Raw genomic sequence first — 25,335 nt, forward strand, 5'->3', positions numbered from 1 at the left:
GCCAGACGGCGCGTATGGATAACGCACAGCTCCAAGGCGAGATTCGTTCCGCAGCAGGTCCGGCTTACACCCTTACACCGGCTCTCTAGGCCTTGCTTTGCGAAATTACTGCTCCTCTTCAACGCTTCTATGGATGAAAATAGTTATTTTCGATTATAAAGATCGTTATGCTCTGTGTCAAGATCCGACAAGCGTCCGTCTCATATACCTAACGCTTCCGATAAGGATAACCAACAATAATAAATGGATTAGCAGTACCCATACCGCATTCCATTCGCCTATAAGAACGACGAACGTCCACAAGAAAAGCGGAGCAAGCTGAATAAAGCACAGCAAGAAAAGAGTGATAACCATCCATTGCTTCAACATTTGCCGATTGCTGTCCATGGTTACCATAACAATTGAGAGCAATACAGCGCCAAGTCCGATCGATACAAAGCCCCATAGGTGCACGGTCTCCCGCTCCGATCCCATTTCCATGCCAAGAAAGCTGTAGTCGAAAAACAGATCGCCGATATAACAAGCGCCAATGGTCAAGGACATAAATGCCGCGGCCAACGCGTACACATAACTTTTTCCGATCATGCGCTGCCAGCTCTCCTCATCTTGCGACCGAATGCCTCACTTATCGAAACAACAGCGAGTATAAGCGCAAGCCACAAGGTACACCACATTGACTGATCAAATAATCGTTGGAACAGCCCCATACTCCATCCATCCTCGCCAATAATCCAATAAGCAATCCGATTTGGAACACTAAAGCCTTCGTTTGCTGCTGGATTCGAGTTGGCGGCAATTGTGGAAACCAAGGCAACATTCGCGATTAGGCTTAAGAGAACCGCAAGAAACAACGTCTTCGACCAAGGCGAGTTGACAGATGCCGCTTTGGCTGCGAACGCAAATCCTATCACGATAAAGGCGCATCCGAATAGGTAGAGCATAGCTTATCCCTCCGCATTGTAAAGTTAGACTGCAATCTACTAAACGGATTCGCTTTAAATAAAGTTGCCGAAATATCCCAATTATTGCGAGTTTACGGTTTTGTCGGCAGCCGCATACCACCCAGCAACCCCGAACAAGATCGTAACGGCCAATATCATCCATAACGATGACGACCATCCATGCGTCGCGTCATGCAGCAAGCCGAATAGCAACGGCCCGGTCGCTGCCAGCAAATAGCCAATCGATTGCGCCATGCCCGATAGCTGTGCCGATTGCTCCGCATTGGACGTTCGCAGTGCGAAGAACATGACCGCCAGGCTGAAGCCTGCGCCACCAGAGATACCTAAGAGCATAATCCATAGCGGAATCCAGGATGAGGGTCCGGCTAACAACCCCACATAGGAGATGATTAGCAGAATAGCCGAGGATAAGGCGAGCGGCCGCTGACTGCGCCTCTTCGCTGCGAGAATAGGAACAATGAACGTCGCTGGAAGGCTGACGATCTGGAGCATGAACAGCATCCAGCCTGCTCCGCTATGGCTCATGCCGCGATCATGCAATATCTCCGGAAGCCATGAAATATTAACGTAAAACGTGAATGATTGCAGCCCCATGAACAGAGTAACTTGCCAAGCCAGCGCCGACCGTGTCAGCTTGTTGCCAGTCTTGTTGACGCTTGCTGATTTCCTGCCGCTACCTTCGCTTTGGAAGAAATGTTTCAGCTTGTTGAGCCGTCCGCGTACTTGAGGCAGCCATGCAGCTGCGGCAATAAGCGCGAGCAGCGACCACGAAGCGAGCATGCCTTCCCAGCCGAGCTCAAGACTTTCGGCCATTGGAATGCTGAAGCCTGATGCGAGGCCGGCGCCAAGATTCATGACGACGGAATACAGCCCTGTCATCACGCCTACCGAGCCTGGGAAATCTCGCTTGATCAGACTAGGCAACAGTACATTGGCAATCGCAATCGCCATGCCGAGCAGCATCGTTCCGGAAAGAAGCGCTGCCAAGCTTGGGAGCGAACGGATGAGGACAGCCCCGAACAGCAACAGCATAGATAGAAAAAGGCTGTTTTTTATGCCAATCCGGCTAGCCAAACGCGGCGCGAGCGGAGATATCAGGGCAAAAGCAAACAGCGGCAGCGTTGTCAGCAAACCGGTCATCGTGCTGGACAAACCGAAAGTTTGCTGAATATTCGATACGATCGGGCCGACAGCCGTAATTGGAGCGCGCAAATTAAGGGCCATGATTAGTATGCCTGCGATTAATAACGAGGTGCCGTTAATGGTGGAAGACGATACCCCGTGCGCATTCGGCAAAGATTGTCCTGATTGAAAACTTTTCACGATTAAGTCCTTCTCTCCTGTTGAATAAAGCTCTAAGTTGTTAAATATGCGAGTGGACTGCAGAACCTATGACGGACAAGCCTTCACTCTGTACCAATACTCATAAGCTTGTATGTAGCCGATCTTGTCATATAATCGGTTGGCAGGTTCATTCGCTTTGACGACAAGCAAATAACCGTGCGTTGCGCCTTCCTTCTTAGCCCAACCGAGCAATTGCCGAATAAGCTTCTCGCCGTAACCTTTGTTGCGGAACTGCGAATCCGTAACGATGTCATACAAGCCGACCCAGCCTTGCTCAAGCGTTGCGAAACCGCAGGCGACTGGAATGCCGTTATCGTAGAGCAGTCCATAACATTTCTTAATCGATGAAGACGTCAGCATGTTTCTAGTCGCGGATTTCTGCCCCTCCGTTAAGCGATTGAATACGGCTACCGCATCCAGCCACAGCTCAGAGAGCACAGGCTCGAGGGAAATGTCCGAATCCGGACCTGACGGAAGATCAACATCTTCAAGAGCGACCGTCTTCACGCATGTGCGGTCAATCAATTCATAGCCCATATCGGCTAACGCACCGTCCAGTTCAACGGGTTTGGCGAATGGCGTTATTTTAAAAACAGTCGGCGACTTCAGCTCATTGTATAGCGTCTCACAATGACGGATTTTCAACTCAAGCGGAAGCGTATGCCCATATAACGGCTGGACCGAATTCGACCGCTTCGTATATCCGTCAGCCGTGCGTATAAGCCAGCCATCGTATACCGTCGTCTGAAGCGCCGGCCAGCCGTTAAGGCTCATCTCCTCGAGCTTGAAATGGATCAGTCGCTTGATTTGATCCATATGATGACGGTCATGCCAGATGAAATCCTTCAAATACGTTTCGAATTGAAACGGATGACCGTCTGCGTCTGTATATGCGTCTTCATATTCGGTAACGCTCAACCCTTCTATGACGCTAATAATTCGACGGCGAATCGAAACAGCGTGTTCGGCCAGCTTCCGAATTTCCGTCGAAGTTCCGTAAGCCTTGGAGATTTCGTTAAATGTATCATAATCCAAGTGCTTGACCGTTAGAGATTCCATTCTGGCAGCTTTGGCAACTGCTTCCTCAAAGAAATAATCGTCCCAACGCGCGATATGGGCCACAACTTCGCGAACCGACCATTTACCTTCCGCAATGTTCTGATTCCACAGCTGCTCTCCAAGCCGCTCGATATGATGGATGAATGTATTCCATGAAACGAATTGCTCTAGCAATTGCGCTCTTGACTGCTGCTCCATACTCATACCCCGTCCTCCCAATAAGTGTTAACCTCGTGTAGTCAAATCCGATTTTCATAGATTCTATCACTTGAAGGATACCGCCACAATGAGAAAAACTCCTACCGGAGTACTTCGAGGATGAGCGACCGCGTTTAAGCGGAAGTTTTTATCGCCAATCTGAATGATCTCCTTCACGCTTTATCGCTGTAAAGCACTTAAACATTCTTATGTGGTAAAAAAAAGCCGCCGATTCGGCAGCTGCTGCGATATGGTTATAGTAGTCCGAATCTCTCCAGCTGGTCATGCTTGTTCTCCTTTAGAAGCAACTCGCGCTGCTTCGCTCCAAGAAGATCAAAATGAGGAAATGGATCTCGATTGTGAATATATCGCGGGTTCAATCCATTATCGAGACACCAACGTGACAGCTTCGCCAGATCGGAGCAGCCGACCTTCGTTACGGTTCGCATATCCGGAAATCTCGGATCAAGCCAGTAATGGGTCAGAAAGGCGATATCGCCCCCCGCAACCGCCGTTTTCCAACTCTCCATCTCCGCTCGCGTTATTCCAAAAGCCATGTTGAGCCGTTCCTCCTTTCCCTCGTCATCACAGCCTAACAGAAAGGTTCAACTATCCTTCTATGCTTGCGATTCATTTACGATTTGTTTGACTCTGCCGACCTGACCATCCGTCAGACGCACTTTAATGCCATGCGGGTGGTTCGGCGAGTTAGTAAGTATATCTTTGACGATGCCTCGCGTAAGCTTGCCTGTACGTTGATCCTGTTTGAGGACAATATCAACCGTTAGCCCCGCTTTAATCGCCGATCTGATTGTGCCATTCATTTTTTTATCATTCCTCTGCTAATCTTCGATGAAAATCAGCATAACATATGTAATGTAAAGATGCACATTAAGTGGACAACTGTTATACTAGTCTTCAAACGATCGAAATGAAATGAGGAAATATACGAATGTCTAACGCTTTTAAAGCTTTGGGGATCAGCCCCGAATTAAGCGATTTGCTCCAAAAGAACGGAATAACCGACCCAACCCCGGTACAGAAGCAGACGATACCGATGCTGCTCGAGGGACAGGACGTCATTGCGCAAGCGCAGACCGGAACAGGCAAGACGATGGCGTTCGCGCTTCCGATTCTCCAACGGATCAACACGGAGAAGGAGCAGGTGCAGGCGCTAATTCTAACGCCTACCCGCGAGCTTGCAATCCAAATAACGAGCGAGCTCAAGAAGCTTGCGCCTATCGTCGGAGCCAGCGTGCTGGCCGCTTACGGCGGTCAAGACGTAGAGGCTCAGATTCATAAGCTGAAGCGTGCGCCGCATATCGTTGTCGCAACGCCAGGCCGATTAATCGACCATATGAAGCGGCAAACGATCAATCTCGGCAAGCTGCAGATGCTTGTGCTCGACGAGGCTGACCAAATGTTGCACATGGGCTTCCTGCCCGAGGTGGAGAGCATTGTCACCCAAACGCCACGCGCTCGTCAGACGATGCTGTTCTCGGCTACTATGCCGGATGCGATCAGACGCCTAGCCGCAGAATATATGAAGACGCCATCGGATGTTCGAATCCGCAGCGCGAACGTGACGCTTGATAATATTAAGCAGCTAGTCATCGACACAACGGACCGTACCAAGCAAGACGCGCTTGTACACCTGCTGCAGCTTCATCAGCCTTACTTGGCTGTTATCTTCTGCCGCACGAAGGTGCGTGCGAAGAAGCTGAACGAGGCGCTGCAGGATCTGGACATCGAGTCCGATGAGCTGCACGGCGACTTGACGCAAGCTAAGCGCGAGCAAGTGATGAAGCGTTTCAGAGACGCACGTCTACAGGTGCTTGTCGCTACGGACGTAGCGGCGCGCGGACTTGATGTTGACGGCGTTACGCATGTATACAATTACGATGTCCCGCAAGATGGCGAGCTGTATATCCATCGGATCGGCAGAACCGGACGCGCGGGTCATAACGGTATGGCGATTACTCTTGCTACTCCTTACGACAAAAACAATCTATTGCTTATCGAGCAAAGCATTAATGCGAAGCTTGAGCGCCGTAAGATCGATAACGAAGGCGTCTTGTCAGCATCTAACGAGCAAGGCAGCGAGCGCGGGGCTGGACGCGGCAGAACTGGCAAGCCAGTTAGCGCCGGCGGCAGTGACCGGTCACGCGATGCTAAAGGCAAAGGCCGTGGACGACAACGGAGCGAAGGTTCAAGCAGCTTTAAGTCTGCTGGCCGAAGCGGCGGTCGCGAGCAGAAGAATGAAGGCAGACGCGGCGGCAGAAGCACTGAACGGAGCGCAAGCGCAAACACGGAGAAGCCAGGCTGGGACGTTCCCCGCGCCGCTGGACGCGGTGCGGAACGCTTCGCGGAACGTGATTCTTCAGCACCTCGCGGCGCTGACCGCGGACGTGGAAGCCGTGCTGGAAACGACGGTGTGTCTGCCGGTAAGCGCGGCGGTCGCGCCAGCGGTGGCGGAAGCCTGGAGCGCGTAAGAGACGGTGCTCACGTAGCGGGACGCGAGATGGATGCGGTCAACAATCCATGGACGGCGCTGCGAGGAGAATCGAAACCAAGCGGCCAAGGCGGTCGCGGCAGCGCTAACCGCAGCCGTGGCGCAGCACGCGGCAACATGTCGGGCGGCTCAGGCAGCAAGTCCGGACAGCCTAGAGGCGGCAAGTCCTCCGGCGGCGGCAGATCCTCTGGCAGACCGGGCGGACCTGGCGGTCGCGGCAGATAATAAACAAGGGTAAGAGGCAAGCACTGAGCAGAGCTATCTGCTTCGTGCTTGCCTCTATTTTATATGTGCCGCCGTCCTCTGCTGCCCGTACTTCATCTAAGATACATATTTCCGCAGTGCAGCAGCAACGCCGTCCTCATGGTTAGATAGCGTGACTGCGCCCGCTGACTGCTTAACAAGCTCTGGTGAGTTGTCCATCGCAATGCCTAACCCCGCGAACTCAAGCATCGAAATATCGTTATAATAATTGCCGATAGCCAATATCCGTTCCCGATCGATCCCCCGGCTTAGAGCCAACTGCCTAAGCGCTTTCCCTTTGTTCGCATCCGCATGCTGCACATCGATGAAGAAATCCCCGCTCCGGATCGATTGAAGCTGTCTTGGCCATTGCTCCCAATCGGATTGTACGACATCCATCTGCTCTTTGCTTGCGAATATCGTGAATTTCAATAGCYCTGACGGCAATCCAGCTGCAAAGTCAAATACAGAAGGTTTCGCGTGGAAGCGCGCATACATCACTTCCGCTTCAGGCGTCATTCGCTCGACCATCATGTCAAACGCAGTATTTAAATCAAAATGAACGCCGTTCTCTTTGCAATAAGCGATATAGGGGGCAAGGTATTCCGGGATAATCTCGTATTGATGAACAAYCGCCAGGTCATACGAGCTTACTGTCGCGGCGCCGTTATGCGAGATGAGTGTTCCTGCAAGCTCCAACTGCTCCATGATCGGCAAAACGCCAGACGGTCCGCGTCCCGAACATAATACGATCTGAGCGCCTTTGGCAGCCGCCTCCTGAACTGCTTCCCGCACTTCATCGGTTAAAACATGGTCGTCGGTTAGCAAGGTTCCGTCTACATCCAGTGCAATTAAGTCGTAATTCAAAGCCATCTCTATCTCTCCCATCCTGTTGTAGCGGTACTACCCACTTTGTCTCTATCTCTATGAGTTATTTGCAAACCATTACGTTCGTTTGTATGTGCGCAAGAGCTCTACTTCCTCTTCCAATAGTTCGCGATATTCACCTTCCGGCAAATGATTGTCCAACTGAAGCGGTCCCATTGACACTCTCTTCAAAAATATCACTTGTTTCCCGACCGACTCGAACATACGCTTTACCTGATGGAACTTGCCCTCTTTAATGGTGAGGGTGATTATTGAGATCACATCTTCGCCGCGCTGCTCCTTGCTATCGATACTAAGCTCGGCAGGCATCGTCACATAACCGTCGTCGAGCGTTACTCCAGAGGCGAATTGCTGCCGATCCTGTTCATCGACGTCTCCTAGAACATGCGCTACGTAGGTTTTGTCCACATGCTTGCGCGGCGACAGCAGCTCGTGCGCGAGTTGACCGTCATTCGTAAGCAGCAGCAGCCCTACCGTATCCTTATCGAGCCTTCCCACTGGAAAAGGCGACAGTACACGATCCTCAGGCGCCAGCAGATCGATGACCGTTCGCTCCCTGCCGTCCTCTGTTGCGGAAATAACGCCGGGGGGCTTATTCAGCATGAGATAGACGACCTCCTTATAGGCGACGATCTCACCCTCGAAAGAAACCTTATGCACATCCGGATCGACAATGAGGCCGCTATCCTTCACCGGCTTGCCGTCTACTGCCACTTTCCCTTGCTTGACCGCCTTCTTAATCTCGCTTCGCGTACCGATTCCCATATGAGACAGCAGCTTATCGATTCTGATTCGCTTCGCCATTTTATATCCATCTCCATCCTGCTGGAAGCTCATTTTTAATCATGCCGCCCGCATACTTCGCCCAGCCGAGCGGATAACCGTCTGTGCATACGAGCACATACCCTTTCGCGATAACATCGCTTTGTCTAACAATATCCCCATCCTCCGCAAACAACGTCTCCCCGCGCAAATACCGCTGCGTCTGCGGATCATCCGATCGGAAGCTAATCGCTCTTACGGCTTCTTGCGCCGCCAAGCCCATTGCTAACGGCTGTGAGGGAACAAACTTGCCTCGGTCAGCCTCGCCGACGAACCAGCCTGCCCTAACGACTTTGAGCCCATTAAGCGACGGTACACCCTCAGGCTGCAAATAAACCCTTGAACCGTAGGCGATTGGTTTGCCTTCCCATGCTTCCGCACCGTTTACGAATTGACTTGCATATGCCTTCCACAAGCTGATCGGATCTTGATCGTCCTGTACRTCCTTCCTTCCGCCGGCAGCACGTCCGCGATCTGCGGCTGCTTTGGCGCCGCGCTTGTCCCTTTGCTGGGAATGACGTCCGGAATCACGTCCTCCGCGAGTATCGGCTGCTCTCAGCAGCTTATCCTTCGCATGCCGGGAAGGAGGAAGAGGAGCTTCTGCGGATGCCAAAGCACGTTCCTCAGGAACAACAATCGTCTCGCTGCCCATTACTACAGGCACCGCTTCACGTCTCCTTAATACAGCCGCGTAATGGCCCTCTCCTTCGATCCGATGAGGCCAGAGCCGAACAGTGCCCTCTATGCTGCGCAATCGCTTCTCGTCAAGCTCAGCGGCGGCTGACGATGCCGCCGCAAGGTCTGCTCTTCCTTCCGCCCAGCCATAACGATGCGCTACCGGAACAACTTCAAAGTCGCTATGATTAGCCAGCAATTCAGCGATCTGCCATTCATCTTCTTCAGGCGAGAAGGTACATGTCGAATAGACGAGTATTCCTCCTGGGGCAAGCATCCCAGCAGCATGGCGCAATATATCCCGCTGCATCGCCGCGCATCGCTCGACGGAATGCTTCTCCCAATCGGCAATCATCGATTCGTCCTTGCGGAACATCCCTTCACCCGAGCATGGCGCATCAATAAGGATACGATCGAACCATTCCGCGAAAACCGGAGCAAGAGCTGCCGGCTCTTCGTTCAGAATAACGGCATTGCGAACGCCTACCCGTTCGATATTTTTGGTCAGCGCTTTCGTCCGCTCCTGCGCATTGTCGTTCGTAACGAGTACGCCTTTACCTTGAAGCTTGGCCGCAATTTGCGTGGACTTGCCTCCTGGCGCAGCGCATAGATCAAGCACTTTATGACCCGGCTTCACATCAAGCAGTTCCACCGGCGCCATCGCGCTGGGCTCTTGGATATAATACAGCCCTGCATAATAATGCGGGTGCTTGCCCGGCCTGTCTTCCTCGGCGTAATATAGTCCATCCTGGGTCCATGGAATTGGACGGACGCGATCGCCCATCGGGGACAGCTTCTTCCAGTCGCCGATTGTCAGCTTCAATGCATTTATTCTAAGCCCGTATACACGCGGCGCAGCATAAGATGCCATAAAATTGTCATATTCGCTGCCAAGCAGCTTTTCCATCTTTTGCGTGAATTTTGTAGGCAAATGGCCGATCATACGGTCTCCTCCTGCTAATTGTCTAGGTTGCGGTCTGATGTACAAACGCAATCGGCTATGTTGTATAATAGAATATAATGTGGACAAGACCTGCAAGAGCATAATTGCTTGTCCGTTCAATAAAGAGTTGGAGGCTGAATACTTTCATGAAAAAGAAAAAAAAGTTCAAAATGTTTTATGTCTACATCGGTATCATAGTCGTCTTGTTCGGCGCAATCATTTATCTTAATAATAACGAGACAATTAACGCTTTGTACGACAAGCCTGCCTCCAAKCTGAATCCGGCTACGCGTGAACTGCTTGACGACCCTAACTATCAGAATATCATATTGCCGGCTGAATTGGATAAGAAGATCGCCGATAAGGAAGATTTCTTCGTCTATCTGTTCGCTTCCGACTGCGGTTTTTGCCGCCAAACGACACCTGAGCTTATGCCGCTGGTCAAGGAGCTTGGAATCGACCTTCCGCAGTTCAACCTGCGTGAATTCGATTCATACTTCAAGAGCTTGAAGGTTGAATACACGCCTACGCTCGCTTATTTCAAAGACGGCGTTGAAGTCGAGCGCATGGAAGGCGGCATTGCCGCCGAAGGAACAACTCAAGGCTATACGTTGGACGATTTCAAACAATTTTTCAATAAGTATTCGGGAGAAGCTGCCCAATGATAGAGCATGATCAAACGCCTGCAGTTGGTGTTCATGCTCCCAAGACAAGCGGAAGGGGCAGCAGCGCCCGGGGCATTATGTACGGAATGCTGCTCGCCTTCGCCTTCATTACGCTGCTTACGGCATGCGGCTTATCCGATGACGACAAGCAGAAGGGCGCCGAGCATCAGCACGGTTCGGAAACGTGGCAGACAACGGCCTCTCCTGACGTTCTTCCCGATTTCCTATCCAATCATACCGAGCATACGAGCGATCTCTATCGTGCTGTTCATCAGCATGCGGACATTATGGCCCAAATGAATTGCTACTGCGGCTGTATGGACGGTTTGGCCGTAGAGACGCCTCATGACTCCTTGCTTCGCTGTTACTTGGCAGAGCATCCTGCCGGCGAAGACGGCGTCACATGGACCGATCACAGCACGAGCTGCGGGATATGCAAGAAGGAGATGGAGATGGTCATCGACTTGACTAAGCAGGGTAAGACACCAGACGAAGTCCATGCCGCAATTGACGAGGCGTTCAAACCGAATAAAGCCAGCTAATAACAAAGAATCAACAAAACCTCCAGCCGCACATTGCGCTGGAGGTTTTGTTTTATGATGTGGCGCAATTAGGATTGGCTTGCCTTCTTCGCTTTGCTGATTGCAAGCTGTATATCGGACGATAACTGACTGAGACCTTGATAATCTTCTTTCTCGAACAGCTCGTTGAACTTCATCTGGTATTGAGCCGCTTCGCGCACGCGATGGAAGTAATATAAATCTTGGATGCCCTTCAGCACCTTCGATACGACATTCGACTGCTCCTCGAATTCCGTCTGAGCATCGAGAATTTCTTTCCGAATGCTCGTCATCTCGTTATCAAGCAGGAATGCCGCCTCTGACGCTTTCTTCAAACGCGCGCGCACATCTTCGGGCAAGCTTTCCTTAAATTTATAATTAAGCGAATGCTCGATCGTCGCCCAAAAATTCATGGCCAACGTCYGTATCTGAATTTCTGCGAGCACTTTCGTATACCCGAGCGCCGTCTGAACCGGATACTCCACGATCATATGGTAGCTGCGATAACCGCTGTCCTTGAAGTTTGTAATATAGTCCTTCTCGTAAACGAGCGTCAAGTCCTTCCGGCTGCGAATTAAGCTTGCCACGCGGATAATATCGTCTACGAACTGACACATAATTCGTATTCCCGCTATATCCTCAATTCCCGTATCCAGCTTATCTGCCGGAACGTTAAGCCGCTTCGCCTTCTCGAGAATGCTGGATATCCGTTTCACTCGGCCGGTGACAAACTCTATTGGCGCATACGCCTCTCGAATCTTTAATTCAACTCGCATCGTCTTAAACTTCACTTTCAGTTCTTCGACCGCTTGTTCATAAGGCTGTAAAAAAAGACTCCAATCTCTACCGTCCATCCGGCCGCCTCCTGTTCCTAACGATGATCTGCGCCAATTGCTTCGGCAATATTCCGATAGCCATCCTTGCGCAAGCATTCCTTCAGTCCGTTCGTTAATTCGCGAAGCAATCCTGGCCCTTTATAGATGAGCGCGGTGTATATTTCAACCAGCGACGCTCCTGCGCGGATTTTATCGTATGCATCTTGAGCTGTAAAAATGCCGCCTGAGCCAATAATAGGCAATTGTCCGCCAGTCTGGCGGTAAACAGCGCGGATTACCTCAGTCGAACGGTCGCGAAGCGGCTTGCCGCTAAGCCCGCCAGACTCGCCGGCATTGTGATGGCGAAGCCCTTCGCGCGATAATGTCGTATTGGTCGCAATAATACCGGATACGCCGCTCTCCACAATGGTATTGACCGTATGCTCAAGCTCGTCGCCCGTCATGTCGGGAGCAATCTTGACGAGAATCGGCTTTGTCTTCTGTCCCGACTTCGCTCCTTGACGGCTCATCTCCTCCATAACGGCGGCAAGCAGCTTGCGCAGCTCGTCGCCATGCTGCAGATCGCGCAACCCTTGCGTATTCGGAGAGCTAATGTTAACGACGAAGAAATCACCGTAGTTATATAACGTACGAATGCAAGCCTCGTAGTCTTCATGAGCCTGCTCATTAGGCGTTACTTTATTTTTGCCGATGTTGACCGCGATCGGGATTCGGTTGATTTTGCGACGCGCCAGGCGGCCTGCCATCGCTTCCGTCCCTTCATTGTTGAAGCCCATTCGATTAATAAGCGCTTCATCCGGCGGAAGACGGAACAACCTCGGTAGCTCATTGCCAGCTTGTCCCTTCGGCGTAACTGTGCCTACCTCGGCGAAGCCGAAGCCGATGCTGGAGAAGCCGTCAGCCGCCTTGCCGTTCTTATCAAGTCCAGCCGCAAGACCGACTGGATGGGGAAAATGAAGTCCGAACAGGTCCATCTTCAGCTCCGGCGAAGGGGCAACTCCGTACATCGCGTGCATCATACCTGTCATGCCGGGAATACGCCCGCCTGTTGCTAACCCGTCAATGACGAGATGATGCGCCTTTTCTGGATCCATTTTGAAAAAAATCGGTTTGAGTATAGAAGAATAAAGCAACTTACCACTCCGTTCCAAGATGTATGTTCTACGGAACAGTTTATCTTTTTTGCGACAAAAAGAAAAGAGCTGCAACCATTTGAAAACGCTAGCATGGTTGCGGCTTTGGAAGAAAACGATTACAATGAAAACAGCTATTTTCATTAAGAGATAGAAAGGTTGATTGTCGATGAGCACAACCAAAAGAAAACCGCCCGTTATGAAAACAAAGCCGAAGGAAGAAGTAAACAAGAAAGCTCTGATCTGGATCGGCTCCATCGCTGCTGTAGTTGTAATCGCGGTCGCCGTTCTTCTTATCGTATCCTAGTATTGCGCTTGCTAGCCTAGTTCAACCATTCATACACTTTGACGGGATTGGTTTCATCCTGCTTCGGTTCCAGCTTGAATCTAACGGCTGCTGGCTTCGAATCAGATGGAAGCGTCCCGTTTTTCACTTTCACAGGCGTTCCAAGCGGCACAAGATCGTACAGCTCCTCAACATCGGCTTTGCCCATGCGGATGCATCCTAGCGATTCGTCCTTGCCGATGCTGTCCGGCTCATCCGTTCCGTGAATCGCGTAAAGCGTATTCGACAAGGTCATGCCTCTGCTGCCGAACGTTCCGTTATCGCTCCCGTTCGGATTTTTCACCTTCTCGCTTATGTAGAAGTTGCCTTCCGGCGTGCGATCCGCTCCTAAGCCAACCTTATAGCTGCGAACGATGATATTCCCCTGTACGACAGCCAACCGGTGGGTAGACTTATCGACTACAATCTCCAGCGGCTTGCTCCAATTCGGCTCCAAATAGCCATTCGACCCGACAGATGAGGCCGTCCGAATCTCGTTGCCGTTGCCATTCGAACCTCTCGATGCTTCCGTTCCCTTCTCGCCGCTCTGACCAGACTGGTCCTTCGTTTTCAAACGCTCAAGCACTTCGCGGAATACTTCTCTCATGCCTTCCTTCTYGCCTGCAAGCACATTGTTCGGATAAGGCCTTACGAGATCCTCCAGCTTGTCCGGCCAATTTCCATACAGCTTCTTATATTGCGTGACCGCGCTGCCAACCGTCCAATGAAGCTCCTGCTTCGTCTGCCAATCGCGGTACTCTATATAGATGCCGGACGACTCCGCAGGAATGCAGTTGCATGTATTGGAGTCGAACATCGTCGCACCCAACTCATTGCCGTCAGACGTTCGCACGCCGCGGCTTCCTTCCGCACTCGTATCGTCCTCTTCATCAGACTGCTTCACTTCTACCGCCATCACAATCGTAGCGCGTCCCGTCCATTTACGCCAGCCTTTGTCCTCTTCCAGCTTGGCCGCGATCGTCTTAAGAGGTGCCGATTGGCCAGCATTCATCAGCCCTTCCCAAGCATAACCTACCGGACGAAGCTCCTTCTGAGGAACTAAGATGACGCCGACCTTGGAAACCGTCTGCTGCGAGCCAATAATCGGCGATACAGCCTCTTCATGATTCAACTCCCGGCCGGCGGGCAAGCTTAAGACAACCCCCATAAGCACAATAGCAACGAGGGCTAAACGCCTGGCAGTCCGTTTTTTCTTCTGTTTTTGACTCCATTCCTTCAAGAATTGCAACTGATGCTCGGCTAGCGGATGACTCTCACGCTCGAATGCATCATATATTTCGCCTGCCTGTATAAAACAATAGTTTGCTTTTCCTTCCTTGCCAGCGAGCAAATATTGCTTGCCGAGCAAGTACCAGCCCATTTGGTTGTCGGGATGCTGCTTCACAAATTGCTTCAAATAGAATATGTCCTCCGGCGATTCCATCCCTAATCCCTCCATTAACATGTATATACCCTATATCGGCTAATTGCTGCGTTCGTTGCAATCTATGAAGGAACAATAGAGTATTTTATGTCTAAAAGAGTTTAAAGGGTTATGCCCAGGAGGCTCATATGACGAAATTCATTGCTCAGTTTCGTTTATTTACATTGAATCGCAATACCGTTTTCAGCTTGTCTGCTTCCGTCTTACGAGGGTCAGATATATAAATTTCACGATGAATAAGCGCAGAACGTTCGTATCCATGCTCGTTACAGTAAGCTTCCATCTTGGCGAAGCTGGCCGGTTCATCCGCATAACGTCCAATGTGCATCATTTGGCAGCTTAGCCCGTCCGTCATCTCCCCGTACACAACGTCATTAAGTACAGGCATCGGCTTCTTCTTGTTAGTCTGATCTACCAGCTTATTGAACAGCTCCTCTGTCAGAAAGTCGGGCTGCCTTATCATTATCGTATATTTTAAATTATCAAGGTCCGTTGCGGGTTTAGACGTATCGATCAAGTCCCATATGCCCTCAAGAGGAAAAACGGTGTATTCATAGTACCCCGGAGGTACTTCAACGCTCTTATATGACATCTTAACCGCGTAGCTTAATCGATACAGCGCTTCGACCTTTTTGACATATTCCTCACCGTTCGGATTGCCTTCACCGCTAATCATCATATACGGCATCGCGTCCACATCAATAATAACGGGCTCCACAGGGGGGAGATAAATCTTTTTATAGTCTTTTTTGTAGTCTATTTTTTTGTTCATAGCCAATTCTCTCCTCAGTATGTTTGTGTTTGATACTCCAACCATACACGAACAACTATGACAACAGTATGTCATGATTTGCCTGGCAAAAAAAAGCTCCCCACCGTCCATAAGGACGATAGAGAGCTTCTGTCTAGATGTATGAGATGATTGTATTAGTAGTTAAACGGCTCATCTGCAATCTTGATGGAATCAGTAGGGCAGCCGTCAGCTGCGTCTTGCAGATCGTCGTAAAGATCTTCTGGAATTTCAGTATTGCCTTTGTTTCCGTCTGCTTTATAAATAACTTCAGCTAAGCCTTCATCGTCGTAATCATAAATGTCAGGAGCAGTTGCTCCGCAAGCTCCACAAGCGATGCAAGTGTCTTTCTCTACCCAAGTAAATTTACCCATGGAAAATTCCCTCCTATAAATGTACGGTATAATCTCTAGTATACATGCCGTAAACCCTCACTCATCAATATATAACAAACCATCGTCCCTTTGCAAGGATGTCCCGCGAATTCGTTTATTCCTAATTAAGGCTGACGGATCATCCCCCAGCATGCCTGCCGTCAACACGGCATCCTCGCCGAACTTATCCCGGAGCCGATCCATCGCTTTCGTCAGCGCTTCCTTCTTGGGCTGCTCCTCATAGCTGAACAGATCAAGCTGCATCGCCGTCTCATCGACTAACGACAGATTCTGTAGCGCAACACCAAGCAAGCGTACCGGTTCCCCATGACTCCAATGAAGGTCGAATAACCGGCAAGCCTCACGATAGACAATGTCCGTTGTGTCCGTCGGAACGGCTAGCGTATGCGATCGATTGATCGTCGTCATATCCTGTCTGCGAACGGTAATCTGAACGGTTAGAGCGACTAGCTTCTGGCGGCGCAAGCGGCGGCACGTCTGATCGGATAGGTTAAGCAGCACGCGATGAGCATCCTCTTTGGCTACGATGTCGCTGGGCAGCGTGGTCGTATGGCCAATCGATTTGTTAAGCTCTCGATTCCCATTCACGGCTGAATGATCAATTCCGTGCGCAGCCGTCTTCATCCAGGAACCCATTACGCCAAATTGCTTGATGAGCAACTGCTCGTCAGTGTGAGCCAATTGTCCAATCGTGCGAATATTCATCTTCGTCAGCTTCTYCGCTGTTTTCCTGCCGATACCGAACAGCGTATCGCATGGCTTATCCCATAACAATTGCGGGACGTCTCTAATGCGAAGGACCGTTAAACCGTTTGGCTTCTTCATATCGGATGCCATCTTGGCAAGCAGCTTGTTGGGTGCCAGTCCAATAGAGCATGGCAGCGACCATTCCGTCTGTATGCGCTTCTGCAGCGAATCGGCAATCTCGAGCGGCGTTCCGAACAACTTGGATCCCGTTATATCCATATAACATTCGTCAATCGATACGGACTCCACAAGCGGCGTGTACTGCCTTGCAATCGCCATAAAACCTCTGGAGTATTTGCGGTACAGGTCAAAGTCGGGTCGGATAAGGATTAGCGATGGACATAACTTCATCGCTTGCCTGACCGTCATCCCCGTCTTCACGCCCATACGTCTTGCCTCATAGGAGCAAGTAACGACAATGCCTTTGCGAAGCTCGACACTGCCGGCTACAGCAGTTGGCTTATCCTTATAATTCTCAGGTTGCTCCGCTTCATGCACAGAGCAATAGAAGGCATTCATATCCAAATGAATAATTACGCGTCCCTTGGCGGGATAGTGCTCATTCGTATCGGACACTGGCATGATCGGATTCACCTCCATAATTACAAAACATATGTTCCCAAACTTTCGAATATCCTTAATATACGATTGGTACATATTCTAGTCAACTGAAGCGAAGTGGATATTGCTGTCCATTTGGCGGCGAACAAGAAAAAAACGTTTCCTCCTCTCTACAATCAACTGAACAAGTGTTATAATAGTACATTATGATTTGAAAAGGCTATCAGTGAAGGAGGCGTCCCGATAATGACAACAATCATCTCAATCTTTGATACGACGCTGCGCGATGGAACGCAAGGCGAAGGGATCAGCCTGTCGGCGGATGATAAATTGAAAATTGCTCAGAAGCTTGACGCACTGGGTGTTCATTATATTGAAGGCGGCAATCCAGGAAGCAACAGCAAGGATATTGAATTTTTTCAACGTGTCAAATCTTTGAATTTGCGAGCAAAAATAACGGCTTTCGGCAGTACGCGCCGCAAGAACAGCTTAGCGGAGCAAGACGCCAGCCTGCTGCGGATCGTAGAATCAGGCGTACCGGCGGCGACGCTCGTCGGCAAAGCATGGGACTTCCACGTTCATACTGCGCTGCAGACGACGCTGGAAGAAAATTTGGCGATGATCTACGACTCGTTCGCTTTCCTGAAGCGCAGCGGTGTCGAAGCGATGTACGACGCCGAGCACTTCTTCGACGGTTACAAGCATAACCCGGAATATGCGCTTGCTGCCTTGAAGAAAGCACAAGACGCCGGAGCTGACTGGCTCGTACTATGCKATACGAACGGCGGCACGCTGCCAGGTGAAATTACGGAAATCGTATCTCGCGTCCGTCAGGAGCTTAGCGCCGAGATCGGTATTCACACGCATAACGATTGCGAGCTGGCTGTTGCGAACACATTGGCTGCCGTTCAAGCGGGCGCCAGACAGGTGCAAGGAACCATCAACGGCTATGGCGAGCGTTGCGGCAACGCTAACTTGTGCTCCATCATTCCGAATTTGCAGCTTAAGCTCGGATACGACTGCTTGCCGGAAGACAAGCTCCGGACGCTTACGAATACGGCGCGTTATGTCAGCGAGATTGCCAATGTGCATATGCCTGTCGGCCAAGCTTATGTCGGCAATGCGGCATTCGCCCACAAAGGCGGCATTCACGTATCCGCTATTATGAAGGATTCCAAAACCTATGAGCATATTCAGCCGGAGCTTGTAGGCAATAAGCAGCGTATTCTCGTCTCCGAGCTTGCCGGTCAAAGCAATATTATCTCGAAAGCTCAGGAGCTTGGCCTGGACGTCAACGCCAACAACGAGAAGACGAAGCAAATTATGGATCAAATCAAAGAGCTGGAGCATCAGGGCTATCAGTTCGAGGGCGCGGACGCCTCGCTTGAACTTCTGCTGCGTGATGCATTTGGCGGCGAATCGAAGGAATTGTTCAAGATTGAATCGTTCAAAATGCTCGTAGAGAAAACGAACGGTCAAATGCTGTCGGAAGCGATTGTCAAAATCAACGTGGACGGCGAGCAGGTGTACACCGCCGCGGAAGGCAACGGTCCGGTCAATGCGCTTGATAACGCGCTTCGTAAGGCGCTTGTGCAATTTTATCCGAAGATCGAACAAATTCACCTGTCCGACTATAAAGTGCGTGTCATCGACGAGAAGGACGCGACAGCAGCAAAGGTACGCGTACTAATCGAGTCAACCGGCCTCGACAATACGTGGAGCACGGTCGGCGTCTCCAACAATGTCATCGAGGCAAGCTGGGAAGCGCTAGTCGACAGCATTCGCTATGCGCTACTCGGCATGGTGAAGGTTGAATCGCCTTCTCATGAGCATACGGACAGAATCGGTCTCGTGAACCACTAATTGACTTAAATTTTAATGAGACTGCCCTAGACCAAAGCTTTTGGAGGGCAGTTTTTTTCTTCCTTCTGACTTCCATTCGTATGGTAAGGGTCTCAGATAGCGCTTACAGTCCGCAACGAAAGAAGAGGCGATCGAACATCATACATGATGATGTCCAATCGCCTCTTCTTCTTCCTATCCCTTCCTATGTCCACTTCTCAATCAAACGTTCCCATTCTGCGAATGTAATGACGCCATTAATTCGTTCACGGATGACGCCATTGCTGTCGATGAGGAAGGTTGTCGGGAACGTATCCACTTTGTATTTCTTCGTTACATCCCCTTCTCTGTCCATCAGAATCGGAAATGTGAATTCATGATCGGCGACAAACTCGCGCGCTGCCCGCTCCTTATCAWATTTCGTCGCATTGACGCCRTATAACGTGATAGCATCGCCGTATGTCTCATGCAGCTTCTGCAGATCAGGCGCTTCAAGTTCGCAAGGACCGCACCAAGAAGCCCAGAAGTTAACGAATGTCAGCTTTTCGCGCTTGCCTCCGACAGCATAGGATTGTTCATCGAGCGCCGGCAGCTCGAAGGAAGCAGCCTCGAATCCCGCTTTCGGCTTAAAGCCTTCCGCGGAAGCCGCAAGCGATACTTGCTCGTTTCCTCGATTTATATATTGATATACCGCTAATCCCGCAAAAACAAAAGCGATCGTAAACAAAGCAATCACGCGTTTCATGCTGCACGCCCTTCTTTCTTAAAAATGGTTTCTAACCAACCTATACAAACTGCCTACATCGTAACATGCACCGCATGGAAGCTCAAGACGAAGGGCATATTAGCCATAAATACGTCACGAATTAGAAATGGAGATACGCTAATGGCCCAATCGAAGTCCAAGTGGATTCAGTTCTCCGCATTCGCAACCGTTCCTCTTGTGCTCGTGCTGGGCAACTCTATGCTCGTCCCCGTGCTGCCCGATATGGCTAAGCATATGAAGCTCTCCGAGCTGCAATCCAGCCTCGTTATAACGTTATTCTCGGTTAGTGCCGGTCTGTTCATACCTTTCATCGGGTATTTATCCGATCGTATCCGCCGTAAAACCGTTATAGTGCCCGCACTGGCCCTATACGGCGCTGCAGGGATCATGGCTGGCATGGCAGCCGTATGGAACTCCTACCCCCTTCTCATTGCCATGCGAAGCGTACAAGGACTTGCAGCGGCCGGCACGGCGCCGATTGCAATGGCACTCGTTGGCGACATGTACAAGGATGGAGAAGAAAGCGAAGCGCTGGGCTTAATTGAAGCATCGAACGGCGCGGGCAAAGTCATCAGTCCGATTATCGGATCTCTGCTCGGACTGTGGTCTTGGTATGCGCCTTTTTTTGCTTTTCCTTTTTTCTGCGCAGGTTCGCTTATTGCTGTCATTTTTCTTATCAAAGAACCTAAACAAAAGGAGAAGCCATTGCCATTCAAGAAATATATCGTCGAAATTAAAGCTATCTATGCTAAAAACCTAGCCTGGCTGCTTACAGCCTACGCCTCAGGGGCGTTAGGCCTGTTCATCCTATTCGGCGTGCTGTTCTACTTATCCGATATGGTCGAGAAGCCGCCCTATTCAATTGACGGAGTTGCCAAAGGGGGCTTGCTTGCCATCCCTCTGCTGGGACTCGTCTTGACTGCCTATACGACTGGTCGAATCATCAAAAAGAAGCAAACGCTCATGCGCAAGCTTATGATTGCCGGTTTGAGCGTAATTGTTTTATCCTTGGGAGCTGCGGCTATATGGCACCGAAGTCTAATTGCATTAATCGCATTTGTAACGATCAGCAGTATTGGAACGGGTCTGCTGCTTCCTTGCTTAAATACGATGATAACCGGCTGTGCCGAAAGAGCTTATCGAGGGACGGTCACATCGTTCTACAGCAGCCTGCGCTTTCTTGGCGTAGCTGCCGGTCCTCCCTTGTTCAGCTATATTGCCGATAAGTCAGTAACGATGCTATTCATTATTCTTGTCCTATTAGCCGCTGCTTCCTTATGGCTCGTCTTTCGCTTCATCCATCCGAAGGAGCAAGCAGCAAACAGCGGCTAATTATTAGCCGCTGGTCCATCCTTGAGATGTTATAATGAATGTAAGACTTACGCTGAGAAGGAGGTTTCGTAAATGGAACAATTGCATTCGATACCGCATCATGAGGTTGGACGAATCACTAAGCAGGCCTATGATCAATTGCTTAGCATTTGCATAAGCAGGCTGCCTGAGGAAGCTTGCGGGATTGTTGCCAGCGGAATAGCCGTTCATGGCGGTGAACAAGCTCCTATAGATACCGTTATCCCTATTCGCAACATACATAACGATCCGCGTAAAGCGTTCACATTCGATCCTGCTGAATGGACGGCTGCTTATTATACCATGCAAACAAACCGACAATCGCTTGTCGGCTTGTTCCACTCCCATCCTACTACCGAGGCTATCCCATCAAGCCTGGATCAAGCCGGCTTCTGGCCCGCCTCATCTGTTTCTTATTGGATCATATCGCTTGCCGACCGCAGTGCACCGTACATTCAACCTTATCGCCGAACGAATGCCCGGTTCGAGCCGCTCGAGCTAGTGTTTGCTTAAATAAGCGTACAAATCGCCAAGCGTCGTAATATTCCGTTCTAGTACACGGGTCAAATAGTTCTGCCATAGCTTCGCTGTCATTAACGAATCCTGCAGCGCGTGATGACGGTCTACGATCTCGATGTTGCAGCTTTCCAGCAGATCATCAAGGGCGTAGCTGTCACGTTTCGGTTCAAGCCACTTGGCAACCATCATCGTATCCAGCACACGATGATTCAAATTCACCTTCGACGTACGCCATAATGCTGCATTTAAAAACTGTTTGTCATGCCCTGCCGCATGAGCGACAAGCAGCCTTTTGCCAACGAACTCCATGAAATCATGGAGCACCTGCATCAGATCAGGGGCATCCTGCGCCATCTCATTCGTAATGCCGGTCAGCTCGATTATCGATTTCGGTATCTTTCGCTTCGGATTAACGAGACTGTAAAACGTATTCGACTCATGCACTTCAACCCCTTGCATGAGCACCGCACCAAACGATATAATCTCATCGCCATTGTTCGGATAGAAGCCTGTCGTCTCCAAGTCGAATATAACGACCTCCAGCTCCCGAAGAGGAGTGTCCAGCATCGACTGCTTGCGCTGCTCCTTATTCACCGATCGAATAAACGCCATTTGCTGTGCATTCTGAGAGCCTAACATAGAAGCGATGGCAGGCGTAAATCCTCCCATTTTGTATAGGTTCCACATGCGACCGACGCCTTTTTGTTCCTTCATAACATCTCCACCGCCCTACGTTAGCCTTCCCATTGTCTGCTTCATCACCAAACGCTGCAGCTTCTTGCCTAGTCGCAGACTGCTCTTCAGCTCATCCGTCATTTCCCTCGTCAGTTTCCTGCTCGAAATCTTGCCATTGTTGGCATAATACCCGTCTTCCATCTGTTCTGTCGTCATGAGCCTCAGGCGCAGGAAGAAACGAAACGCCTGCTCATATTGACGAGCATCCGATTCCTGCAGTAAGCCAGTCTGCGCAAGCCTCTTAATGCGCTCGAGCGTTGCCGTCTCCCTAATCCCTCGATGAATGGACATCAGCCTAATGGAATTGACCATCGGTATGTAGGCGCCGTATTTGATATCGAGGCTGCCCGCATCTTCCCCGTAACGTTCCTTAAGCAGATGACCGAATACACCGAGAAGCACTTTGTGCCGCATCGTATTCTCAAGCATACGCCTAACGATGATCGGATGATTAAGCATATCGGTAAAAAAACAATCCTTGAGCGAATCCACTAAGTCTTGATTGCCATAAACGCCCCGACCGTCCGCAATGATGAGCAAATAACGAACCGATTCCCAAGCTGGCTCCTCGAACCAATGATCGAGCTTCGCCCGCCATTCGGATAACGAGAGACACCATTCCGAATTACTGCTAAGCACATTGCCTTCGCATGGCGGATAACCGCTTGTCTGAAGATAACCGACAACAATGTCAGTCAATTGCTTGAAATATTGCTTTACTTTCGCCGAATCAGACACTGGATCCTCGTAGACAACACCGCTGTCTTGATCGCTAGACAATGTCTGCTCTTTCCGACCGCCGCTGCCAAACAATAAATACGCATAAGGCACGGGAGGAGAACCCATCCCCATCCGTGCCATCTGCGTCTCTGCGAGAGCAACGGCGCGGCTAATAACCGCGTCGTGCATCTCATTCAGATATTCATTAAATTGTTCGACTGGGCGCGCCCAGAGAAGAGCCTCCATCTGCTCGTGTACATGATCCCGCAAGCTTCGCAGCTCTTCCACATGATCGGCTGAACCGATCCGTGCAAGCAGCTGCGCCCACACCGGATCAACCATCTGATGCCTCTCCCTTCGGTCAGTCCCTCATGATAGCCAATTAATGATTACCCTTGAATCGTTTTGTCAGCTTTTTTCATTTGCTCAGGGTAACCGTAAGCACCGTGCTCACTAAGGTCAAGACCGATAATTTCTTGCTCTTCTGTTACGCGGAAGCCCATGATAAGTTTCATTACGCCAAGAACAAGGAACGAAGCAGCAAGTACGAATGCGCCAACTACGACTACCGATTCGAATTGAACCCACAATTGGTGCCAGTTGCCTGTATCAATCAGACCGCCTTCACCAACGGCCACTTTCTCAGCCAATTCTTGCGTAGCGAAGATACCGTTAGCAAGCGTACCCCAGATACCAGCAGCGCCGTGAACCGAAAGAGCGTAGATTGGATCGTCAACTTTGATTTTCTCGAAAAATTTCACGCTGTAGAATACGAGTACGCCAGCTACCAAACCGATAACTACTGCCGCCCAAGGATCTACGAATGCGCAAGATGCCGTAATGGCTACTAGACCTGCAAGCGTACCGTTAAGCATTGTTGTGATGTCAGCTTTTCCGGTAACTGCCCATGAAATGAGAAGTGCTGCCACACCGCCGGCGCCAGCGCCCAGCATTGTGTTGAATGCTACGAAGCCGAAGAAGCCGTCGCCGATCGCTACTGTCGAGCCGGCATTGAAGCCGAACCAGCCCACCCAGAGAAGCAATACGGATAGTGCAGTGAATACTTGGTTATGTCCCAAAATTTCGTTCGCCGAGCCGTCTTTGTTGAACTTGCCGATACGAGGTTTAAGTAATACTGTAGCTGCGAATGCCGCTAGAGCACCCGTTAAGTGAACGACGGTCGAACCCGCGAAGTCTTGCGCGCCGTCTTTTGCAAGCCAGCCGCCGCCCCAGATCCAGTGAGCAACCGTTGGATAAATGATGGCAATGAAGAATACTGTAAATACAACATAAGATGAAAGCTTAGCGCGTTCTGCGAAGCCGCCCCATGCGATCGAAAGCGATACAGCCGCGAATGCGAGTTGGAACAAGAAGAAGATCGTGCTTGGCAATGCGTTCTCTACGCTTGCCTTCGACGGATCGAAGAAGAAGTCGCCCCATCCGAATATCGCGCTGACGCTGCTGTCTCCGCCGAATGCGAAGCCGTAACCAAACGCCCAATAAATAATTGCCGCAAGGCCTGTCGTGAAAATCGTCTTGCCGGCAACGTGACCAGCGTTTTTCATTCGAGTCGAACCCGTTTCAAGAAGGATGAAGCCGCCTTGCATCAATAATACGAGGATGAATGATAGCATAACCCATAGAGCGTTCAATCCCATGTTCAGCGTGCCGCCGGATGGGTCCTCAGCAAAAGCCATTGCCGGGAATAAAAGAGTTAAAGCACCAAAAGCTAACACCGTTTTCTTAATCAATACGACCACTCCCTTAATGTAATGTTTCCTAACATGTGAGGAAAGACTTAATGTCATTATAGTCAGAAGTACTCAATTTGACAATACGCTTTCTTCTATTTTCGAAAAAAAATCTAACGTTCGGCATAAAATCTAACACGAACGTTAAGTTTTTTTACAATTCATCTCCAAAAAGGGTTGTGAGGGCATCTCATTCTTCGCGTTTAGCCTCTATTAATAGAATAGACAGCTCTATAAGATCGTGTATCTGACATCTAGTTGTAAAGTCGCATGTCAGGTTTGACTGCGCGGATACTTCCTATTATCATATTTAATATAGATCAGAGTATTCGTCTAATGAAGGAAGGTGTTGTTATGCAAGGTGCAGCTTTATACCGGATTGGAGAATTATCCAAGCTTGCGCAAATTAGTCAGAGAACGCTTGATTATTACACTTCGATCGGCTTAATCGAGCCAGCGGAGCGTTCTGCCAAAAATTATCGACTGTATGCCCACGAGACGCTGCTCCGCTTGGAGCGTATTGAACAATTGAAAAAAGATAAATATACTT

The 25,335-nt window shown here is 50.2% G+C and carries 27 protein-coding genes and 1 other annotated feature (1 of these 28 only partly in view); of the genes, 8 read left to right on the forward strand and 19 right to left on the reverse strand.

The features are described from left to right. Window positions 1–131, reverse strand: a binding site (T-box leader); it reaches 88 nt to the left of the window's first position. 46 nt (window positions 132–177) lie between these two features. The 6 genes from AB4Z33_RS21095 to AB4Z33_RS21120 all read right to left on the reverse strand — a co-directional run bounded on the left by AB4Z33_RS21095 (window position 178) and on the right by AB4Z33_RS21120 (window position 4,387). After that, a complete protein-coding gene (locus AB4Z33_RS21095) occupies window positions 178–585 on the reverse strand; it encodes a hypothetical protein (protein ID WP_442051770.1) in 408 nt (135 codons plus the stop codon). After that, the gene (locus tag AB4Z33_RS21100) at window positions 582–941 is read right to left on the reverse strand and encodes a hypothetical protein (protein WP_442051771.1); all 360 of its coding nucleotides are present in this window, start codon (window positions 939–941) and stop codon (window positions 582–584) included. The genes AB4Z33_RS21095 and AB4Z33_RS21100 overlap by 4 nt, the downstream gene beginning before the upstream one ends. Window positions 942–1,022: 81 nt before the next feature. After that, window positions 1,023–2,186 carry a CynX/NimT family MFS transporter gene (locus AB4Z33_RS21105; protein WP_442051796.1) on the reverse strand — a complete coding sequence of 388 codons (1,164 nt, stop codon included), beginning with the start codon at window positions 2,184–2,186 and terminating at the stop codon, window positions 1,023–1,025. 165 nt (window positions 2,187–2,351) lie between these two features. Beyond that, window positions 2,352–3,569 (reverse strand): GNAT family N-acetyltransferase, encoded by a 1,218-nt coding sequence (locus AB4Z33_RS21110; protein ID WP_442051772.1) that lies wholly within the window; start codon window positions 3,567–3,569, stop codon window positions 2,352–2,354. Between the two features lie 248 nt (window positions 3,570–3,817). Further along, window positions 3,818–4,120: a hypothetical protein gene (locus AB4Z33_RS21115; protein ID WP_442051773.1), complete on the reverse strand. Its 303-nt coding sequence runs from the start codon at window positions 4,118–4,120 to the stop codon at window positions 3,818–3,820. A gap of 60 nt (window positions 4,121–4,180) precedes the next feature. Next, on the reverse strand, window positions 4,181–4,387 hold the full coding sequence (locus AB4Z33_RS21120; protein WP_442051774.1) for a YwbE family protein: 207 nt from the start codon (window positions 4,385–4,387) through the stop codon (window positions 4,181–4,183). 128 nt (window positions 4,388–4,515) lie between these two features. Between AB4Z33_RS21120 and AB4Z33_RS21125 the strand changes: the two genes are divergently transcribed. Then, complete coding sequence (locus AB4Z33_RS21125) at window positions 4,516–6,300, forward strand: DEAD/DEAH box helicase (RefSeq protein ID WP_442051775.1); 1,785 nt, start codon at window positions 4,516–4,518, stop codon at window positions 6,298–6,300. A 96-nt stretch (window positions 6,301–6,396) separates the two neighbouring features. On the opposite strand, the gene AB4Z33_RS21130 is transcribed toward AB4Z33_RS21125, so the two are convergent. The 3 genes from AB4Z33_RS21130 to AB4Z33_RS21140 all read right to left on the reverse strand — a co-directional run bounded on the left by AB4Z33_RS21130 (window position 6,397) and on the right by AB4Z33_RS21140 (window position 9,646). After that, window positions 6,397–7,191: a Cof-type HAD-IIB family hydrolase gene (locus AB4Z33_RS21130; protein ID WP_442051776.1), complete on the reverse strand. Its 795-nt coding sequence runs from the start codon at window positions 7,189–7,191 to the stop codon at window positions 6,397–6,399. A 72-nt stretch (window positions 7,192–7,263) separates the two neighbouring features. After that, window positions 7,264–8,010 (reverse strand): pseudouridine synthase, encoded by a 747-nt coding sequence (locus AB4Z33_RS21135; protein ID WP_442051777.1) that lies wholly within the window; start codon window positions 8,008–8,010, stop codon window positions 7,264–7,266. A 1-nt stretch (window position 8,011) separates the two neighbouring features. Further along, entirely contained in the window at window positions 8,012–9,646 is a 1,635-nt protein-coding gene (locus tag AB4Z33_RS21140) for an RsmB/NOP family class I SAM-dependent RNA methyltransferase (RefSeq protein ID WP_442051778.1), read from the reverse strand. Between the two features lie 146 nt (window positions 9,647–9,792). Here AB4Z33_RS21140 and AB4Z33_RS21145 point away from each other — a divergent pair, with 146 nt between their 5' ends. Beyond that, window positions 9,793–10,311 (forward strand): thioredoxin family protein, encoded by a 519-nt coding sequence (locus AB4Z33_RS21145; protein ID WP_442051779.1) that lies wholly within the window; start codon window positions 9,793–9,795, stop codon window positions 10,309–10,311. Further along, a complete protein-coding gene (locus AB4Z33_RS21150) occupies window positions 10,308–10,853 on the forward strand; it encodes a PCYCGC motif-containing (lipo)protein (RefSeq protein WP_442051780.1) in 546 nt (181 codons plus the stop codon). Before AB4Z33_RS21145 ends, AB4Z33_RS21150 begins: the two co-directional genes overlap by 4 nt. 68 nt (window positions 10,854–10,921) lie before the next feature. Here the strand turns inward: AB4Z33_RS21150 and AB4Z33_RS21155 are convergent, their stop codons facing one another. Next, entirely contained in the window at window positions 10,922–11,725 is an 804-nt protein-coding gene (locus tag AB4Z33_RS21155) for a GTP pyrophosphokinase (protein ID WP_442051781.1), read from the reverse strand. A gap of 17 nt (window positions 11,726–11,742) precedes the next feature. Beyond that, window positions 11,743–12,840: a quinone-dependent dihydroorotate dehydrogenase gene (locus AB4Z33_RS21160; protein ID WP_442051782.1), complete on the reverse strand. Its 1,098-nt coding sequence runs from the start codon at window positions 12,838–12,840 to the stop codon at window positions 11,743–11,745. 169 nt (window positions 12,841–13,009) lie between these two features. Here AB4Z33_RS21160 and AB4Z33_RS21165 point away from each other — a divergent pair, with 169 nt between their 5' ends. Then, the gene (locus AB4Z33_RS21165; RefSeq protein WP_337101536.1) at window positions 13,010–13,147 is read left to right on the forward strand and encodes a hypothetical protein; all 138 of its coding nucleotides are present in this window, start codon (window positions 13,010–13,012) and stop codon (window positions 13,145–13,147) included. Window positions 13,148–13,163: 16 nt separating this feature from the next. On the opposite strand, the gene AB4Z33_RS21170 is transcribed toward AB4Z33_RS21165, so the two are convergent. The 4 genes from AB4Z33_RS21170 to AB4Z33_RS21185 form a co-directional block, all read right to left on the reverse strand. Continuing rightward, the gene (locus AB4Z33_RS21170) at window positions 13,164–14,609 is read right to left on the reverse strand and encodes a L,D-transpeptidase (RefSeq protein WP_442051783.1); all 1,446 of its coding nucleotides are present in this window, start codon (window positions 14,607–14,609) and stop codon (window positions 13,164–13,166) included. 145 nt (window positions 14,610–14,754) lie between these two features. Beyond that, on the reverse strand, window positions 14,755–15,381 hold the full coding sequence (locus AB4Z33_RS21175; protein WP_442051784.1) for a GyrI-like domain-containing protein: 627 nt from the start codon (window positions 15,379–15,381) through the stop codon (window positions 14,755–14,757). Between the two features lie 155 nt (window positions 15,382–15,536). Further along, a complete protein-coding gene (locus tag AB4Z33_RS21180; protein ID WP_307201979.1) occupies window positions 15,537–15,773 on the reverse strand; it encodes a ferredoxin in 237 nt (78 codons plus the stop codon). Between the two features lie 57 nt (window positions 15,774–15,830). Further along, a complete protein-coding gene (locus AB4Z33_RS21185) occupies window positions 15,831–17,123 on the reverse strand; it encodes a DNA polymerase IV (protein ID WP_442051785.1) in 1,293 nt (430 codons plus the stop codon). Between the two features lie 225 nt (window positions 17,124–17,348). On the opposite strand from AB4Z33_RS21185, the gene cimA reads away from it, so the two are divergent. Then, window positions 17,349–18,965, forward strand: a complete 1,617-nt coding sequence (cimA, locus tag AB4Z33_RS21190; RefSeq protein ID WP_442051786.1) for a citramalate synthase — start codon at window positions 17,349–17,351, stop codon at window positions 18,963–18,965. A 184-nt stretch (window positions 18,966–19,149) separates the two neighbouring features. Here cimA and AB4Z33_RS21195 read toward each other — a convergent pair whose 3' ends face one another. Continuing rightward, entirely contained in the window at window positions 19,150–19,689 is a 540-nt protein-coding gene (locus AB4Z33_RS21195) for a TlpA family protein disulfide reductase (protein ID WP_442051787.1), read from the reverse strand. A gap of 141 nt (window positions 19,690–19,830) precedes the next feature. Between AB4Z33_RS21195 and AB4Z33_RS21200 the strand changes: the two genes are divergently transcribed. Together AB4Z33_RS21200 and AB4Z33_RS21205 are read left to right on the forward strand one after the other, a co-directional pair. Then, window positions 19,831–21,042 (forward strand): MFS transporter, encoded by a 1,212-nt coding sequence (locus tag AB4Z33_RS21200; protein WP_442051788.1) that lies wholly within the window; start codon window positions 19,831–19,833, stop codon window positions 21,040–21,042. A gap of 72 nt (window positions 21,043–21,114) precedes the next feature. Then, window positions 21,115–21,573 carry a M67 family metallopeptidase gene (locus AB4Z33_RS21205; RefSeq protein ID WP_442051789.1) on the forward strand — a complete coding sequence of 153 codons (459 nt, stop codon included), beginning with the start codon at window positions 21,115–21,117 and terminating at the stop codon, window positions 21,571–21,573. Here AB4Z33_RS21205 and AB4Z33_RS21210 read toward each other — a convergent pair. From AB4Z33_RS21210 to AB4Z33_RS21220, 3 genes are read right to left on the reverse strand one after another with little or no spacing between them, the layout of a single operon-like run. Continuing rightward, window positions 21,559–22,293 (reverse strand): 3'-5' exonuclease, encoded by a 735-nt coding sequence (locus AB4Z33_RS21210; RefSeq protein WP_442051790.1) that lies wholly within the window; start codon window positions 22,291–22,293, stop codon window positions 21,559–21,561. The genes AB4Z33_RS21205 and AB4Z33_RS21210 overlap by 15 nt on opposite strands. A gap of 15 nt (window positions 22,294–22,308) precedes the next feature. Next, the gene (locus AB4Z33_RS21215) at window positions 22,309–23,376 is read right to left on the reverse strand and encodes a DUF294 nucleotidyltransferase-like domain-containing protein (RefSeq protein ID WP_442051791.1); all 1,068 of its coding nucleotides are present in this window, start codon (window positions 23,374–23,376) and stop codon (window positions 22,309–22,311) included. Between the two features lie 47 nt (window positions 23,377–23,423). Beyond that, entirely contained in the window at window positions 23,424–24,731 is a 1,308-nt protein-coding gene (locus tag AB4Z33_RS21220) for an ammonium transporter (protein ID WP_442051792.1), read from the reverse strand. 408 nt (window positions 24,732–25,139) lie between these two features. Here AB4Z33_RS21220 and AB4Z33_RS21225 point away from each other — a divergent pair. Next, window positions 25,140–25,335, forward strand: a 196-nt coding sequence (locus AB4Z33_RS21225) for a MerR family transcriptional regulator (RefSeq protein WP_442051793.1), incomplete at its 3' end; no start/stop codon positions are given.

This window comes from Paenibacillus sp. 2TAB19 (genome assembly GCF_052115185.1).
Taxonomy (GTDB): domain Bacteria; phylum Bacillota; class Bacilli; order Paenibacillales; family Paenibacillaceae; genus Pristimantibacillus.